The sequence below is a fragment of the Pedobacter deserti genome (assembly GCF_024436415.1).
In the GTDB taxonomy this organism is placed as follows: domain Bacteria; phylum Bacteroidota; class Bacteroidia; order Sphingobacteriales; family Sphingobacteriaceae; genus Pedobacter; species Pedobacter faecalis.
This window is the reverse complement of sequence record NZ_JAFMZQ010000001.1, coordinates 2141026-2155707: the sequence shown is the minus strand read 5'-3', so window position 1 is coordinate 2155707 and position 14682 is coordinate 2141026. Positions and strand designations below refer to the sequence as shown.

Genomic DNA, 14682 nt, shown 5'->3' with positions numbered 1-14682 from the left:
AGTCTATTTTTTACTCAAAATGATGTCTGAAATGATGTACCGCAGTTTATCCTTCAGGTCGTAGTCGATGTCCAGTTGTTCTGCTTTGTCACACATGTCGAGCAACTTAGCGAAGGCTTTAATTTCATTGTCGATCCTGGCTTTGAAAATGTCCCGCAGGGCTTTGATGTCTTTGAAAGCGCTCCGGGGATTGGTGAGTTTGTACTCAATACGCGCCCGGAGTTCGTCAGGGGTTTTGATGGTTTTGATGGCTAACAGGTCTTTGATAAAATCGTCGGTATCATTCAGGATGGTATCCAGTTCGACCAGACTTTCCAATGTTTTTTTCGGCCCGGTGCGGTGAGAAATGATCAGTTTACTGTTGTTGGCTTCCTCATTGCTGTTAAACAGGTAAACCCCGCCGTGCAGCCGTCCGCCAACCCGGATGATTTTATTGAAATTGAGCGAGCCCTGACCCAGGTCGTTGGTGGTGACGATGATTGCGGAAGATGCTTTGCCGAAGGGGCCTGCGTCTTTCAGGTGCTTGTCGGTAACGATGATTTCTACTTTGGATTCCGAAGCGGCGGCGCTGGTAATAGCGTATTGGTTGCCTTCGTTTCGCTGCATGTCCCGATGCAAAGAGAGCATGGTCACCACGAAGGTGAAATCTACGCCGTATTCGTAATAACGATCTACCGAGGTGATGCCGCGCAGGAAAAGCTGGTCATTATTAGCAACGAGGCGGTAGCTCCGATATCGGTTGTATTTGCGGTCATCTGAGGCAAGGTCTTTAAAATAGTCAAGGTTGTATTGCGCAAGTTTGCCCAATCCGCTTTTGTAAAGACGGTTAGCATACTTGGCCATGTCATAGGTATCAAAGTAGGTGTTCTTGGCATCGTAGATGGCATAACAGTCAAGGTTGTTTTTGACTTCATCAACCTCTGCGTATTCCTCAAAATTAAAGATCAGCGGATGGGGATTGTTCAAGTCTTCTACCGGGTCTTTGCTTTCTCGGATGGTGATGTGCTTGCTCTGGGCGTTGACGGAAAATCGCCGAAAGTGCTGGTTGATGTATTGGATACGCTTAAAAAGGGTATCGATGTGGTCCACCTGAATGTATTGTCCGGCAATTTCATCGGTGTTGAACGTGGCGGCTACTTCTTTCTGATAGGGGTGGTCATTCAATAAGGTCATCAACAGGCTTACTTTTAACCTGCCGGTACTATGGTCATCGTCGAGGATGACCGGTTTTTGTATAAAACGGTCTGTCATTTTTTTAATTCCTTAATTACGTTGGATATTCCTATTTGCCTGTAATGAGCCGTACAGGGCAGGCCGGATGGAGAATGACAGGTAACGCTGTTTTTACTTGCTTAAAAGGTAACATTTTCTACCTTTGTGCGTTTAAAACAAAGAGGGCGTGAAAAAACCTCGTTCGTTCGCTGCGATTCACTTCGGGCGTATGAACTACAACTTAAAAGCTCGGGAGGCTGCAATTTCCTGGGCTTTTTTCTTGACTGTACATACCTCAGCTTCTGGTGTTATCAGGTACTTATGTCATCTTTGTTCCTCCTTTAATTGTTCAAAAAAATCTACCAGGCGCTGTACCGTAAAATACGGGTTGCGCACATGCATGGGTGTGGCTTCATCGTGCTGGCGGTTTACTACTTCTGCGCGCTCCATAGCCAACGCCAGCCGCTCCTTCAGATGCTTATAGTGGTTAAGCTTGGTCTTGTGGTATTCCGGCCAAAGGCGTGTCAGGTGCTTTAATGCTTCCTGTCCGCTTTGGAACGCCCGCCCGCAATGCTCAAAATGTAAAATAAACCAGTGCTCGATTGCGATGGCAGAATAAGCCAGTGCAAAGCGGTCGCGTTCGATCTGGCGGAATGTTCCTTTCAGATCAGGCCACTGGTCTTTGTCAAAGAAAAGCCAGACGGTGTCATAGGGATTTCGTTCTTTGACGGCGGCTTTCAGCCGCCGGTGCGCTTCGGCTACCAGTTGTTTCGGATCATTTTTGGTTGAATAAAAGATTTCCACGGAGATGGCCTGCTGCAACGCACGCGGCAGCTCCCCCTGGAGGTTTTTAGCGTAGTAGTATTCGGTGACTCCTTCGCACAAAATCAGTATCCTTTTATTAACCTTCAACTTCATCCGACTGCATTTCAATTAAAAAATCCGTATCCTGAATGATAGGCGTGGCGCCAAATCTTCCTGACGCGTACCATTTATCCAGCGGGGTTCCCATGCGCACGCCGTCAATATCCGAGCAACGGTACAGGGAAGTGGCCCCGTACTCATTCTTCTGGGTGAACCAGACCTGGTCACGCCGGAAGCGGTCGTTGGACAACTGGGTGATATCGTGGGTGGCAAAGATCAGTTGCGCATTGTTCTTGTTGATGACCGGGTTGTGAAACAACTGGATCAAAAATCCGGTGATATTGGGATGCAGGTTTTTTTCAAACTCATCAATGATCAATACCCGCCCGTGGGTCAGCGCATCCAGTATGATTCCGCCAATGGCAAACAGGCTTTGGGTCCCGGCCGATTCCTGGCGGATATCGAAGGAGGCAAAGCCGATCTTTTCGGTTTTATCAAAAACGAAATGCTGGGTTTTGATATCGTATTTATAGTCTTCCTGAACCTGCTTTTTGATCTCGTCCGGCATATTTCCCGGAAACTTATAGTTGTTCCAGTCCACTTCCTCTACGGATACTGAACTGATACCGGTATCCAGTGCGCAGATCATGGCATTGAAGCGCTTGGTAAAAGTATCCTCTTTATCCTCTGCGATGCGCTTAGCATAAAACACGGTCAGGTTGTGCTCATGATAAGCTTCCATCAGCGGATACGCCCTAAGCTTGGAGGTAAAGAAGCGGAAAGCCATTAACAGAATGTCTTCGGCATTGTTCTCAGCAGCTTTGGATAACAGCAGCTGGTTCGGGGACAATAGTTTTTCCAGAGTTTTCTTAGGCCCTTTAAAATAATCACCAAACTTGATCTCTTTACCCAGGTGACGGGAATAGAGCAGGCTTTTGGTAGTGCCCGGGTAATAATACAACTCTTCCTGGACGATCTGATCCTCGTTGATCACCACGGTATAGTCATATTGCCACTTGTTGATGAAACTGATCTCGAAAGTAGTGGGCATTTCCGCGTAACTCTTTTCCAGCCGGTGCGGCTCGTAAGGGGCGATACCCTCATCAGCCTTGAAACTGGCCGATTCATGCACCAGATATTTTAAGGCGTTAAAGGCCATTAAAAAACCGGATTTACCCGATGCATTGGGCCCGTAAATCACTGCTGAGCGGAGCAATTGCTTTTTTCCAGGGCTTTTAAAGTAGTTGGAGACTAAGCCTTTTGCCCCTGTTTTAAACGTATTAATTTCCACCCGCTCACGAATAGATCTGAAATTGGTTACTGCGAATGATATTAACATGATGCAATTTTTCTAAAATGTAATGCAAATATAATTAATTGAATGATAAAAACACAAAAAATGTATGTTTTGTTCATTTTTTGTGTTTTTATCGTATATATGAATAAGGAACGGCAATCCGGATGACACCGGTTCAATGAAGGGTATCCATTAGTGATGCGACAAGGGCAGTCATTTCCTGATGCGTATGCGCTGTTCCATTCTTTTCTAATAAGTATTTCAATTTCGTTAACTGGCTGGATATGAACTGCTGCTGCCGGAAACGATCATGTTTTTCTTTGCGATGAATACTTAGTAATTCCTGGGTCAGGCGTGGAAGCGTTACTTTTCCGAGATATTTTCCACTTTCAAAGACGGGTAGCTCCAAGCAATCTTTTGCTTTGGAAAATAGGTTTATGGCCTGATAAACGGAATCTTCAGGATGCAGGCCCGGCCGGTGAGTTAGCGATGGCAGATAGCCGGGCTCGATGAATGGACGGATTTTCATAAACATACCAATGGCGCGGGCTAAACCTGTTTGTAGTGGAGGTACTGGTATACCCATGCACAGAACAAGCCAGCCACACGCCATTGGCATGGGCTACTCATTCCCCGTGCACTAAAAATTACCAGTTTTCCACTACGAGGATTGCGTAACGCAATATTTTTCAATAAATCTTTTTGCCGTTTGCCTAAAGCAATGGCACGGGTTAAAGTTAAGGTTTTTATAGGATAGTTGAAGACAGGCCGGACAGCCGCCTGGTCTGTTCGCTCCGCTGCACAGCCTGCGGCCGCTGTTTTCCGGCTGATGCAGCACTGTCTCCGGCAAAGCTGCTTTATTGACCTTTATCAGGTATTTCATTGAGATGTACAAGGCGGTTTTTCCAAGCTTTTTGAGCACAAATTTCTGATGGGCAGGTCTTCCTGGTCAAGACCATGCCCTTCGGGTTTGCTCGAAAAAAATCTCCACACCTGCGCTACGCTCCGGGTTGTATTTTTTTCGGCAAAGTCTTGCCCGTCGTCCCTGCCGATCAGGTGAGGGTGACTATCAAAAAGCCAGGAAGGCTTCCGTCGGAAAGGTAGTACGGCGGTTTAAACACTTAATTTTTTTCAATCATGGAAACAAAAGTTAAAGACAACGGGCAAGCAAAAACAAATGCGAACACCGAGAAGAATCACAAAACCCCGCAATTCGTAGCAGGCAACCCGGTAAATGCGGAATCTCAAAAAAAAGCGGAAGCGGTCAAGGCGCAGGAGCAACCTAAAACTGAAACGGAGAAAACGGAACCGCAACCGCAGGCGGAACCGAGCAAAAAGGAAATCAAAACCCAACTGGAGCAGGAAAAACCCGCTTTGAATTTGGAGCAGACGCTCAAAAAGATCAAGGATTTGAGCAGGCTGTCCAACCAAAGGGAAAAGCTGATCACCACCATTGATGAACTGGATGCCTTCGAGGTGAAGCAGTTGGATGATGCAGAGGAAACCAACCTGAACCATTTCCAGCGTTGTGAGCTGACCATTACCGATGATAACGGTAATACGTTCAGCACGAAAAATCCTTTTATCATTGACCGGGTAGCCAAAGACATTGCCGCCCTGTGTCAGGGTAAACTGGCCGAGGTGGAGGCGCAAATCTCCCTGACCCTGTAAGCTGTTCCGGCCTCCCGGTGCCTATCGGGAGGCTATTTATTCACTCAAAAATTTATGAATCATGGAACAGGTATTTATTGAACACCTTGATCAGTTGTACTGGCCGGGTTACGGGTTGCAGTTCCGGGACGATAACCCCGATGCTTTTTATCGCCAGTTGGCGGAGTTCCTCGAACTCTACAGCCTCAAAAGGAGGATAGCCGTATGAAATGGTTCTACGACTGTACCACGCTGGACGAGGTCAAAGCGAAGTACAAGAAACTGGCCAAGCAGTACCACCCGGATTTAGGGGGTGATACGGCGACCATGCAGGAAATCAACAAGGAATTTGCGTTTGCTTCGGCTAAAGCCATCAAAGGGGCGAACCTTTCTGAGGAAGAGACCGAGCATGAAATCTTATCCTCCGAAGCCTACCGCAAGGCGATTGAAGCGATTATCCATTTAGAAGGCATCACCATTGAACTGGTGGGCTGGTGGATTTGGTAACCGGTAGCACTCGCCCGGTGAAGGATACACTAAAACGAGCGGGCTTTTTTTTCGCCTCTAAAAAACAGGCGTGGTATTTCCGCACGGCGGAATACAAGGTCAGCAAAGGCGGTAAAAAATCACTGGACGAGATACGGGCGAAATATGGCAGCGAGGTACTGAACGAGGACAGGCCACGCCGTCCCTATCTCCATTATTAACCTAAGCGGAGGCGCAACCGCACAAAGGGCGCATTTTTTAACATGAAAACTTTAAATCAGCATAGCACATTAATTTTCTGCCAGTTGTTGGATAAACTCGGCGGCAGGCAGCACCTGAAAATTGAAAATGAACCTTTTATGCCGTTGACCATCGAGAAGACCGGCGAAGCCTATGGCGGAGAGGCGGATTTATACAGTCTTTGCCACTACTACGAGCAAAACGGCGACCTGATGCAGGACCCGGAAATGGGTTTTGTGGTGGTGGACGGGCGCACAGCGGAGAACCGAAGCCCGGAACAGGTGCAGGTAACGCCGTATTTTTTCCAGCAGGCGGATATGGGCATCTATCAGCAGAGCATCACCTTTCACAATGATATGCTGCAAAGTTGTGATGGTACCCTGCAGCACGAACACGCTGAATTTGCAGACCTGTGGTTAAGCAACATTGAGGCGCAGGGATTTTTAGGGCATGAAGTATGAATTATATCGTGATAGAAAAACATGGTGGCGCGGAATACGCCGCCATTGTTACCGATACCGATGGCAACAACAAAGTGTTTGACGTTTACGAAGAAGCGAAAGAAGAAGCCGCAGACTGCCAGGACGGTATCGTTATAGAACTTTAATCAGATAATAACAGTAAATGCCCTGCAAGGGGTCGCTTAAAAATCCGGGCGGCCCCTTGCGGGGCATAGGTGTTTTAAAGGTGATTTAAAATTTATTGTATTTGTGTTAACACATTGATGCAAAATCTCCAAATTAAAATTGTAAACGGACTGTCAAAATTTCCGATTTGTCCAAGCTTAGCGCAGTTGGCATAAGGTTGGACGTCTATCTGTCTGATATGCAATTATTTTTTAACCAATATAAACCGAACAACAATGAGATTAGCGAAAGCTCGAATTCAGAATTATAGGTCGATTAAAGATACAGGTGAATTTACGCTGGAAAACCTAAAAACAATATTAGTTGGCCCAAATGAAGCAGGAAAAACAGTTATTCTTAAAGCACTACAACAACTTCATAGACCAGATGGTGTTGATGGTTTCGACGAAATACGTGACTACCCCAGATCGCTTTATAATGACATAACGACAGGTAAAATTAAAGCTAGTGATGTAGAAATCGTTAGAGGATGGTTTTCGTTAGATGACGAGGATAAAAAGGCCATTCCAGAGGCTTTTCACAATAGCACCTATGTGAATTACAGAAACCTTAATAATTCAGGTTATCATTTGTTAGAGGGCGCACCTACCAGAAATTACTATAAAAACATTAAGGATGATTTAATCCGAATGGCAGCCCATTTGGATAAACAACTTGATCCTTCTGTTCCTTTAGCGGCTGGAGCAAAACCATCTGAAAAGCTCGCTAAATATTCAAGCTCTTTCAGTGACTGGTCTATAGTATCTAAGGCTAATTTTCCTGAGTTTGCAAAATGGTTTGAAAGTGTATTTGTTGAAGTTGATGAAGATAATCAGAAAGAAGTAGAACGCTACAAGAAACTTGAAGGACAGATTCTATTTAATGATCAATATAATCAGGTGCTTAAAACTTTAGAAAATAGAAAGCCGGTTTTTGTGCTTTTTAATAACTATTTTAAAGTAAAACCGTTAATTCATTTAGAGCACTTGGCAGATCGTGTTGAAGGTAATTTATTGGATGATGACAAATTTTACGATTACGGAAACATGTGCCTTTTAAAGCTACTTGGCTTTACACCTCGTGCATTATCTGACATAGGCAAAACATCCAGTCCATCTCAAAATGATCAAGAAGGATTGAAGAACTATAGGGATACTCTTGATAAACGTTCATATCAATTAGACGCTGCAAGTATTCGATTGACAACTGAAATAAAGAATATTTGGAACCCAAATCCAAACAGACCAGAAGCTGAAAAATTGACAATATCAGCAGATGGGCAATATTTAAAAGTATCTGTAGAAGATGAATTAGGTGTCAAAATTGAGCTTGACCAGCGATCAGAAGGCTTCCAATGGTTAGTATCATTTTACGTGGTGTTTTTTGCCGAAGCAATGGACAAACATAAAAACGCAATATTGTTGCTGGACGAGCCAGGTATGAGCTTACACGGGTTGAAACAAAGGGAGTTTAGAATGACCTTATCCCGATTAGCTGAACAAAATCAAACGATTTTTACTACGCATTCACCCTTTTTGGTTGGACCGGATGAACTTGATCTGGTACGTGTTGTTGAATTAAAAACAAGGGAGAATGGCACAAAAGTGCATTCAACCATATCTTCGAGTGATCCTGCAGGCTTACTTCCTTTACAAGAAGCGTTAGGTTATGATTTAGCGCAGAGTTTATTTTCTCAGCAGAAGAACCTAGTTTTAGAAGGGTTAACTGATTATTGGTATATAGATGCGACTGCAAACATGTTCCGTGATTCGGGTACAGAAAAACTTGATGATAAAATAGCGTTGGTGTTTGCAAATTCCGCTGGAAAAGTTGTTTATTATGCCACAATTTTACATGCACATAATCTAAAAATAGCCGCATTACTTGATTCGGATGCGGCAGGTGATCAGGCAGCTCAACAAGAGCATTTGGTACATGCCCTAGGCAACAAGAATATTTTGCGGACAAAAGATTATTGCAGTGGTGTTGCTAAAGCTGAAATTGAAGATTTACTAAGGGACACGTTAATTTCTATTGCAACTGCTGAGTTTAGCAAAGATGTAAGCGCTACTGCGTCAGCACAACCTAATCGCTCAATTGTCGATATTTTTACTTCTGAAATCCCTAGATTTTCAAAATATAAGTTAGCGAAAGCTTTTGTTAACTGGACGAGAAGTAACACCGTTGCCTCATTGACACAAGCCGAAAAACAACAATGGCAAAAGCTATTTCAATCTATTAACAAGGCACTGAAATGAATTTAAACACAATTCTGTCACCGGCTATTATCACTGCCAGTGCCTCCTTAATTGTTTCATTGATTACACTGTATCAATTCTATCGGAATAAAAGATTTCAAGAAAAACAATTTGACAGGAGTAATAACCGTGCGTTTACCACTAAACTTTATGATCTGCGGCTTGAGCATTACCCTAAGGCGTTTGAGATTCTTGATGGTGTTTATAAGGAAAAAGGTGGCACGGTTAGCATTGATGTAATAAAACATGCTCACGATGAATTGATTATGTGGAAGAAAGGTATTGTAAGTTTAATAATATCTAATGAGGCTCGTGATAGTTATGTAATGTTGAGAAATCTACTATTAAAGAAGCCTGCCAATAATAACCAATACACACCTGAACAAACAGATAAATTTTTTATAGCTATAAAAGAGTTCAGACGCCAAATGCGTAGGGATATTGGTTTTATGTTTAGGGAAGAAAAAGAGCGAAGAGGGCAAAATGACGTAGTTTATAATAAGGCATTATGATAACTAATGATATTCTTAGTCTGATAATACGCAACTTTTACTCCGGGCCAGACCATGAGTATCTAATAATAGAAGAAGCCCAGAAAGAGGCTTTTTGGCAGTGGTTTCAGTATAACGCTGATCATTACCTTGTGGTAATACAACCGGAAAAGGCCATGAACAGGAAGTTTCTGCCGTCGCGTTGCATCGGAAATTCTCAGATTGCGGCTGATGATTTAAAAATTAAATATTTAGAAGGCTTTGCAAGCCGGGGTGAAAGGTTTATTTTCCACGGTTTTAATGCTGAAGATAATGGAGTTGTTGATGTAACGACACTAAACCATCCTCAAAATTTCTTAGATCATTTCGGCGGACTTCCAAATTTGTACATAGGTGTATCAATACCAAACGATTATATGCTACATATGAACGGTTTGGCAATCGCTGAAGAGAATGAACATTCAACCGCTGTTGTATGGGTACTTCTTGCAACAAATAAACATGTGAAATAATGTCCGGTAAAAATGAACTCAATTGGCAAGTATATGAAGCCATCACTCAATATATCTATGGCGCACTTGGCGATCGGTGTGGGGTCAAAGTCAAAGGCTATGGGCGCAACTGTAAAGTCAAAGGAAAATCCACGGTAGAGCATCAGGTTGATGTATTGACAGAACAGTTGGATGGTGAAAGGCAATTACTTACAGCGATTGAATGCAAATACTGGAATAAAAAGGTAGACAAGGATGCCGTCATGAAGCTTGCCCAGATTATGGCCGATGCAGATATAACTAGCGGTATCATCGTCTGTAAAAGCGGATTCACGCCTGATACACTAACCTATGCAAAGCACTTAGGGATAAAGCTTGTCCAACTTTGGGAAGCCAGCGAAAATGATGGGGGCTTCAAAAAAAATATTGAGATCGGAACATTAAATATAAATGCCAAAGTGATGGTCTCGCGGGGAAAAATCACAAGCATTGATTTTGGTAGCTGTAGGATTACTGGTGAAGACGAAATAATGGCCGTGTACTATGTGAAATTGCATGATGCTATTGGCAGAACGATTTCGTTTGGTGAGTTCCTTAATGCATTTTCTGAAGAAATAAAAAGACGAGGCGAGCTATTGAAAACCACTACAATAGATTATCTACTCAACCGCGAATTGTTTTGGAGGCAATCGAATAGTGAATTTAGGGCAGAAAAAATTTCGATCACGGGATTTTTTACTAAGATTGATATGAGTACCGAAAGATCTTTCCTATTGACCGATGAGGTATGGATGATCATGAACGAGCTATTTGATAAAAGGAGACTTACCTTGTCAAAGAGTGGATTGATTTGGAACCTTTCAACGGATGCCTAAAGTGATGTTCTAGCATCTACTACGAGCTTCCATCACAGCAAATTCGTAAACAATAAGTTATTCTATAAATGTTGATTTATTTAAGATATAGTGCCAAACCCAACGGAACCGACCATGTTCAACTCTCCGTTAATTCTGATAAATCTGTTTCTTTCCAATTGGGAGGTGCAAGCATTACATTAAATAAAGACGAGTATGTTTTTCAATTACAACAAACTGTTGAGTTAGAAGAAAACGAAGTCAGTGAGTTAAAAGAGGGAGAAGCGTTTTACGAGAAAGGGACCGTCAGTTACAAAATTGCTGAACCACTGTTTGATAAAATGAAACAGACCGTGGAATACCTAAAGTTTTTCTATGGCATTCCCGAACTCGATGAGAACTTTACGTCTAAAGGCATACCTGAATGGTCCGAGGATAATATCACTTGGAACAAAATACCAATGAAACATCGGACCGCATGGCGTCCCAGTGGACCAATTTATTTTCTGCCCGAATCGCTTTTGCCCGGGAGTGTAACGTGAATTGTGTCATTCAAAATTAACGCCTCTCAGAAGCCTCTGTTCTCCTGAAGTATTCTGTCACCAAATTTAATATAAAGTTGCGAGAATGCCAGTCCCCAGTTATGGATTGGCATTGTCCATTTCTTACTGATGTTTTTAATAACCAGGTACATAAGTTTCATCAGTGCCTGTTCAGAAGAGAAAGCTCCTTTGGTCTTGGTAATTTTGCGGATCTGGCGGTGCACACCCTCGATCGGATTGGTGGTGTAAATAACCTTGCGGATTACCTGATCGTATTCAAAGAATGCCGAGAGGTTGACCCAGTTGTCCAGCCATGACTTGCAGCTCAGGGGATATTTCTTACCCCATTTCTCTTCAAACTCCAGCAATCTTTCATATCCCTGCTGTTCGTTATTTGCCTGATAGATCGGCTTCATATCAGCCATTACAGCCTTTTTGTCTTTCTCAGGAACATAGCGCATGGAGGAACGGATCTGGTGAACAATGCAAAGCTGCACCCTGGTCCGGGGAAAGATCGCCTCCACAGCTTCGGGGAAGCCCTTGAGTCCATCAATGCAGGCGATCAGGATATCTTCCACACCTCGTGTTTTCAGATCAGTAAGCACCGACAGCCAGAACTTGGCACCTTCGTTTTCAGAGGTATAAAGGCCTAAGACATCTTTCTTACCCTCAATATCCACACCCAGAATATTGTAGATGGCGCGGGTTTCCACCGCTCCGTTTACCCTGACCTTGAAGAACATGCAGTCCAGAAACACAAAGGGATATACGGCCTCCAATGGCCTGTTACGCCATTCCTGTACCGCGGGCAGCACACTGTCTGTAATCCTTGAAATCTCGGCAGCAGAGATATCCATGGCGTACATTTCCTGTACATAATCCCGCATCGCACGTGTACTCATGCCCATGGCATAAATCGACAGGATATTGCCTTCCAGTTCCTCGGTAATGATCAGCTGGCGCTTGGGAACCACTTTTGGCTCAAAGGTACCCAGACGGTCACGCCCGGTTTCAAGTTCAAATTCTCCTGAACTCAGGCTACGAACGGTCTTCTTACTTTTGCCGTTTTTACGATTAGCCTGCCCGGCAAGCTTACTCTCGGAAATGTGATGCTCCAGCTCTCCGGTCATCATCGATTCAAGAAAATGTTTCATCATCGGGGCCAGTACACCATCAGTGCCGGTCATCTTTTTGCCGGCATATAAGCCTGCTATAGCTTCTTTCTTGAAGCTCTCGAAATCAAAGTCTTCTTGTGTTGCCATTGTTTATGTCGATAGTTTAAAGTTACACTATTGACACAGTTCAGGAAACACCCTCCCCTCTAGTAGCTAAAATCAATTAAGAAAAATCCCCACTAGAGATTTGAAACTTCTCTACTGGGGATAAATTTGATTGAAATTATTGCATGCAGAAAAAAGATGCTATTTCCCGTATTTCGTCAATTTTCCCCAGCCGTCTTTCTCTTTCATTTTCTCAGGTAGAGTGGCCAGGATGCCCAAATCGCGCAAAAATTCTGAAGACATAAGGGTATCCTTCCACCCCAGACACTGTTACACCCCTTTAATTAACTTTAAAGGGGTTTTTTTATGCTTAAAAAACCCTTGGCGGGTCTGCCGTCCGAATGTTCTTCCATAGCGTTATCTTTTTGCTTCTAAGCAGTTGGACGGCTAAAATACGTTTCCATGTATCCGCGGATCCCACGAAATACGCGAAATAATCTATATGTTTGTCGCAGACGATAAATAGCACCGAAATTATTATCAAGGCTTCCTACAGCAACCAAACCGATCAGGAACTCGTTGACTTAGTAAAACAGGCGAGTCTGCCTGCCTTCAATGAAATTTACCACAGGTATTCTGGGGCTCTTTATTCTTTTGCGTTCAGTATTCTTCAGGACGAAGCAGAATGCGATGACGTGCTGCAAAATGTGTTCACCTGGTTGTGGGAACACCGCGAAAACTTGCAGATCAGCTCTTTAAAAGCATACCTCTTTGCTGCCGTAAAATTTAACCTTGCAAAGTACATCAGGCTAAGTAAGCGCCGCACAGAGATCCTGGCAACTAAACCGGCCTTCACTCAGGCTGTTGAAGCTGACAGTCTGGAACTCAAAGAACTGATTGGGATGGTGAGGCACTTCACAGACAGTCTGCCCGAGAGGGCCAGGGAAATTTTCGAATTGTCCCGCTACCATTACCTGACCAACAAAGAGATCGCATTGCGGCTGGGAATTTCGGAAAAGACGGTTGAGAACCAGATGAACATTACCTTAAAAAAGCTGAGGGCACATTTGGGGCGTATGTCTTTCTGGTCTGTGCTTTTTTAAAAATATTCTCATCTCGCTTGGGTGCTGGGTGTGGTTGAGGGCTCTTATCTATAAACAGGCATAAAAGCCGGCATCAACTAAACATGACAGTCAACGACGAATTGCTCCGGATTATGGAGCGGATAGCTGATTCTACTGCAACTGAAGCTGAGACTGCTAAGTTCAATGCATGGTGCGACACCTTCAAGCAAGCGCAGCCGGAAATTCAGAACCTGGAAGAAATCAAAGCCAGGGTGCTTGTCCGTATCCATAACAATATTGCAGCAAAGCGAAAAATTCTGCCTCTTTACCGCAAAACAATTGGGGTAGCCGCAGCGGTAGCCGTAATTGTTGGCGTCTGGCTGCTGGTGTTGACAGGGGTTCCGACCGTCGACCGTGATCCGCAGTATGCCAACGATGTATCGCCGGGCAAGAGGGGCGCTACATTAACCTTGGCCAACGGTAAGAAAATCGACCTCTCTGACGCGAAGACCGGAAATCTCGCTACCGAATCTGGTGTCCGGATAACGAGAGATGAAAAAGGGATGATCGTTTACACCATAACAGAGCCTTCCAGCGGTGCATCCAATGCCTTTAACACATTAGAAACTTCGCGGGGCGAGCAGACAAAGGTGCGACTGCCTGATGGAAGCATCGCCTACCTCAACGCGGCCTCCTCGTTAAGATACCCTGCTTTTTTTGCGAAAGGCAAGCAGCGGAAAGTATCGCTTGCAGGTGAAGGCTACTTTGAGATCGCCAAAGACGAAACACGTCCGTTTATCGTTGAAAGCCGCGGGCAGCAAGTGAAGGTACTTGGTACGCATTTCAATATCAATGCCTACAGCAATGAACCGGCTGTCAAAACGACACTGCTTGAAGGAAGTATCCTGATAAGCAGCGAAAAAATCACAAAACAGCTTGTACCCGGCGATCAGGCGACCATTACCAGCAACAGCATATCTGTGAAACAAATAGATCCCCAGCTTTCCGTCGCCTGGAAAAATGACCTGTTCCTTTTTGAGAACGAACAACTAGGAACGATCATGCGGCAGATTGAACGCTGGTACGATGTAGAGGTCGAGTACCGCGACCCCGTTGCGGGCGAATTGTTTGGTGGCGGCGTTTCCAGGTTCGATAATGTATCAAAATTATTAAAGTCGCTCGAGGCTACCGGAAAGGTGCATTTCGAAATTGAAGGAAGAAAAATCTATGTATCAAAATAATCAACCAGTAAACCAACCTTAATTATGATGAAATTCTACAAAAACGACCCTTAATTCAGCTTGCTTATAAACGAACCAGAAGTGCTGTTAACACTTCCGGTTGCCGTTTGGAAAAATCAATTAAATCAATTTTTAACCGCAGTGCG

At 44.0% G+C, this 14682-nt stretch carries 18 protein-coding genes; 13 read left to right on the top strand and 5 right to left on the bottom strand.

The window, feature by feature from the left end; translation table 11 throughout:
- Positions 1 to 3 precede the first annotated feature (3 nt).
- The 4 genes from J3P40_RS09760 to J3P40_RS09745 form a co-directional block, all read right to left on the bottom strand.
- Positions 4 to 1251: a hypothetical protein gene (locus J3P40_RS09760; RefSeq protein WP_256004958.1), complete on the bottom strand. Its 1248-nt coding sequence runs from the start codon at positions 1249 to 1251 to the stop codon at positions 4 to 6.
- A gap of 285 nt (positions 1252 to 1536) precedes the next feature.
- A complete protein-coding gene (locus tag J3P40_RS09755; RefSeq protein WP_256004957.1) occupies positions 1537 to 2130 on the bottom strand; it encodes an RloB family protein in 594 nt (197 codons plus the stop codon).
- Positions 2114 to 3415, bottom strand: coding sequence for an AAA family ATPase (locus J3P40_RS09750; protein WP_256004956.1), 1302 nt, complete (start codon positions 3413 to 3415; stop codon positions 2114 to 2116). The genes J3P40_RS09755 and J3P40_RS09750 overlap by 17 nt, the downstream gene beginning before the upstream one ends.
- 133 nt (positions 3416 to 3548) lie before the next feature.
- The gene (locus J3P40_RS09745; RefSeq protein ID WP_256004955.1) at positions 3549 to 3959 is read right to left on the bottom strand and encodes a hypothetical protein; all 411 of its coding nucleotides are present in this window, start codon (positions 3957 to 3959) and stop codon (positions 3549 to 3551) included.
- Between the two features lie 551 nt (positions 3960 to 4510).
- On the opposite strand from J3P40_RS09745, the gene J3P40_RS09740 reads away from it, so the two are divergent.
- From J3P40_RS09740 to J3P40_RS09690, 11 genes are all read left to right on the top strand, one after another.
- Complete coding sequence (locus J3P40_RS09740; RefSeq protein WP_256004954.1) at positions 4511 to 5044, top strand: hypothetical protein; 534 nt, start codon at positions 4511 to 4513, stop codon at positions 5042 to 5044.
- Positions 5045 to 5105: 61 nt separating this feature from the next.
- A complete protein-coding gene (locus J3P40_RS09735) occupies positions 5106 to 5252 on the top strand; it encodes a hypothetical protein (RefSeq protein WP_256004953.1) in 147 nt (48 codons plus the stop codon).
- Entirely contained in the window at positions 5249 to 5530 is a 282-nt protein-coding gene (locus tag J3P40_RS09730) for a hypothetical protein (RefSeq protein WP_256004952.1), read from the top strand. The genes J3P40_RS09735 and J3P40_RS09730 overlap by 4 nt, the downstream gene beginning before the upstream one ends.
- Positions 5531 to 5547: 17 nt before the next feature.
- Positions 5548 to 5730 carry a hypothetical protein gene (locus J3P40_RS09725; protein WP_256004951.1) on the top strand — a complete coding sequence of 61 codons (183 nt, stop codon included), beginning with the start codon at positions 5548 to 5550 and terminating at the stop codon, positions 5728 to 5730.
- Positions 5731 to 5772: 42 nt separating this feature from the next.
- On the top strand, positions 5773 to 6210 hold the full coding sequence (locus tag J3P40_RS09720; protein ID WP_256004950.1) for a DUF6908 domain-containing protein: 438 nt from the start codon (positions 5773 to 5775) through the stop codon (positions 6208 to 6210).
- Positions 6207 to 6356 carry a hypothetical protein gene (locus J3P40_RS09715; protein WP_256004949.1) on the top strand — a complete coding sequence of 50 codons (150 nt, stop codon included), beginning with the start codon at positions 6207 to 6209 and terminating at the stop codon, positions 6354 to 6356. Before J3P40_RS09720 ends, J3P40_RS09715 begins: the two co-directional genes overlap by 4 nt.
- Before the next feature lie 255 nt (positions 6357 to 6611).
- Positions 6612 to 8633 (top strand): AAA family ATPase, encoded by a 2022-nt coding sequence (locus J3P40_RS09710; RefSeq protein ID WP_256004948.1) that lies wholly within the window; start codon positions 6612 to 6614, stop codon positions 8631 to 8633.
- A complete protein-coding gene (locus J3P40_RS09705) occupies positions 8630 to 9145 on the top strand; it encodes a hypothetical protein (protein WP_256004947.1) in 516 nt (171 codons plus the stop codon). Before J3P40_RS09710 ends, J3P40_RS09705 begins: the two co-directional genes overlap by 4 nt.
- Positions 9142 to 9636 carry a hypothetical protein gene (locus J3P40_RS09700; protein ID WP_256004946.1) on the top strand — a complete coding sequence of 165 codons (495 nt, stop codon included), beginning with the start codon at positions 9142 to 9144 and terminating at the stop codon, positions 9634 to 9636. The genes J3P40_RS09705 and J3P40_RS09700 overlap by 4 nt, the downstream gene beginning before the upstream one ends.
- Positions 9636 to 10490 (top strand): restriction endonuclease, encoded by an 855-nt coding sequence (locus tag J3P40_RS09695; RefSeq protein ID WP_256004945.1) that lies wholly within the window; start codon positions 9636 to 9638, stop codon positions 10488 to 10490. The genes J3P40_RS09700 and J3P40_RS09695 overlap by 1 nt, the downstream gene beginning before the upstream one ends.
- Positions 10491 to 10558: 68 nt before the next feature.
- Positions 10559 to 11011, top strand: coding sequence for a hypothetical protein (locus tag J3P40_RS09690; protein ID WP_256004944.1), 453 nt, complete (start codon positions 10559 to 10561; stop codon positions 11009 to 11011).
- Between the two features lie 26 nt (positions 11012 to 11037).
- Here the strand turns inward: J3P40_RS09690 and J3P40_RS09685 are convergent, their stop codons facing one another.
- Positions 11038 to 12273 carry an IS256 family transposase gene (locus tag J3P40_RS09685; RefSeq protein ID WP_256004943.1) on the bottom strand — a complete coding sequence of 412 codons (1236 nt, stop codon included), beginning with the start codon at positions 12271 to 12273 and terminating at the stop codon, positions 11038 to 11040.
- A 464-nt stretch (positions 12274 to 12737) separates the two neighbouring features.
- Between J3P40_RS09685 and J3P40_RS09680 the strand changes: the two genes are divergently transcribed.
- Both J3P40_RS09680 and J3P40_RS09675 read left to right on the top strand, forming a co-directional pair.
- Positions 12738 to 13334, top strand: a complete 597-nt coding sequence (locus tag J3P40_RS09680) for an RNA polymerase sigma-70 factor (RefSeq protein WP_256004942.1) — start codon at positions 12738 to 12740, stop codon at positions 13332 to 13334.
- An 83-nt stretch (positions 13335 to 13417) separates the two neighbouring features.
- A complete protein-coding gene (locus tag J3P40_RS09675; RefSeq protein ID WP_256004941.1) occupies positions 13418 to 14536 on the top strand; it encodes a FecR family protein in 1119 nt (372 codons plus the stop codon).
- Positions 14537 to 14682: the final 146 nt, after the last annotated feature.

What these genes read in the sequence shown, in the direction of transcription:
- J3P40_RS09735 (WP_256004953.1), top strand. Translation starts at nt 5,106, where the DNA reads ATGGAACAGGTATTTATTGAACACCTTGATCAGTTGTACTGGCCGGGT.
- J3P40_RS09700 (WP_256004946.1), top strand. Translation starts at nt 9,142, where the DNA reads ATGATAACTAATGATATTCTTAGTCTGATAATACGCAACTTTTACTCC.
- J3P40_RS09760 (WP_256004958.1), bottom strand. Translation starts at nt 1,251, where the DNA reads ATGACAGACCGTTTTATACAAAAACCGGTCATCCTCGACGATGACCAT.
- J3P40_RS09715 (WP_256004949.1), top strand. Translation starts at nt 6,207, where the DNA reads ATGAATTATATCGTGATAGAAAAACATGGTGGCGCGGAATACGCCGCC.
- J3P40_RS09720 (WP_256004950.1), top strand. Translation starts at nt 5,773, where the DNA reads ATGAAAACTTTAAATCAGCATAGCACATTAATTTTCTGCCAGTTGTTG.
- J3P40_RS09685 (WP_256004943.1), bottom strand. Translation starts at nt 12,273, where the DNA reads ATGGCAACACAAGAAGACTTTGATTTCGAGAGCTTCAAGAAAGAAGCT.
- J3P40_RS09750 (WP_256004956.1), bottom strand. Translation starts at nt 3,415, where the DNA reads ATGTTAATATCATTCGCAGTAACCAATTTCAGATCTATTCGTGAGCGG.
- J3P40_RS09690 (WP_256004944.1), top strand. Translation starts at nt 10,559, where the DNA reads ATGTTGATTTATTTAAGATATAGTGCCAAACCCAACGGAACCGACCAT.
- J3P40_RS09730 (WP_256004952.1), top strand. Translation starts at nt 5,249, where the DNA reads ATGAAATGGTTCTACGACTGTACCACGCTGGACGAGGTCAAAGCGAAG.
- J3P40_RS09710 (WP_256004948.1), top strand. Translation starts at nt 6,612, where the DNA reads ATGAGATTAGCGAAAGCTCGAATTCAGAATTATAGGTCGATTAAAGAT.
- J3P40_RS09675 (WP_256004941.1), top strand. Translation starts at nt 13,418, where the DNA reads ATGACAGTCAACGACGAATTGCTCCGGATTATGGAGCGGATAGCTGAT.
- J3P40_RS09695 (WP_256004945.1), top strand. Translation starts at nt 9,636, where the DNA reads ATGTCCGGTAAAAATGAACTCAATTGGCAAGTATATGAAGCCATCACT.
- J3P40_RS09745 (WP_256004955.1), bottom strand. Translation starts at nt 3,959, where the DNA reads ATGGGTATACCAGTACCTCCACTACAAACAGGTTTAGCCCGCGCCATT.
- J3P40_RS09740 (WP_256004954.1), top strand. Translation starts at nt 4,511, where the DNA reads ATGGAAACAAAAGTTAAAGACAACGGGCAAGCAAAAACAAATGCGAAC.
- J3P40_RS09755 (WP_256004957.1), bottom strand. Translation starts at nt 2,130, where the DNA reads ATGAAGTTGAAGGTTAATAAAAGGATACTGATTTTGTGCGAAGGAGTC.
- J3P40_RS09705 (WP_256004947.1), top strand. Translation starts at nt 8,630, where the DNA reads ATGAATTTAAACACAATTCTGTCACCGGCTATTATCACTGCCAGTGCC.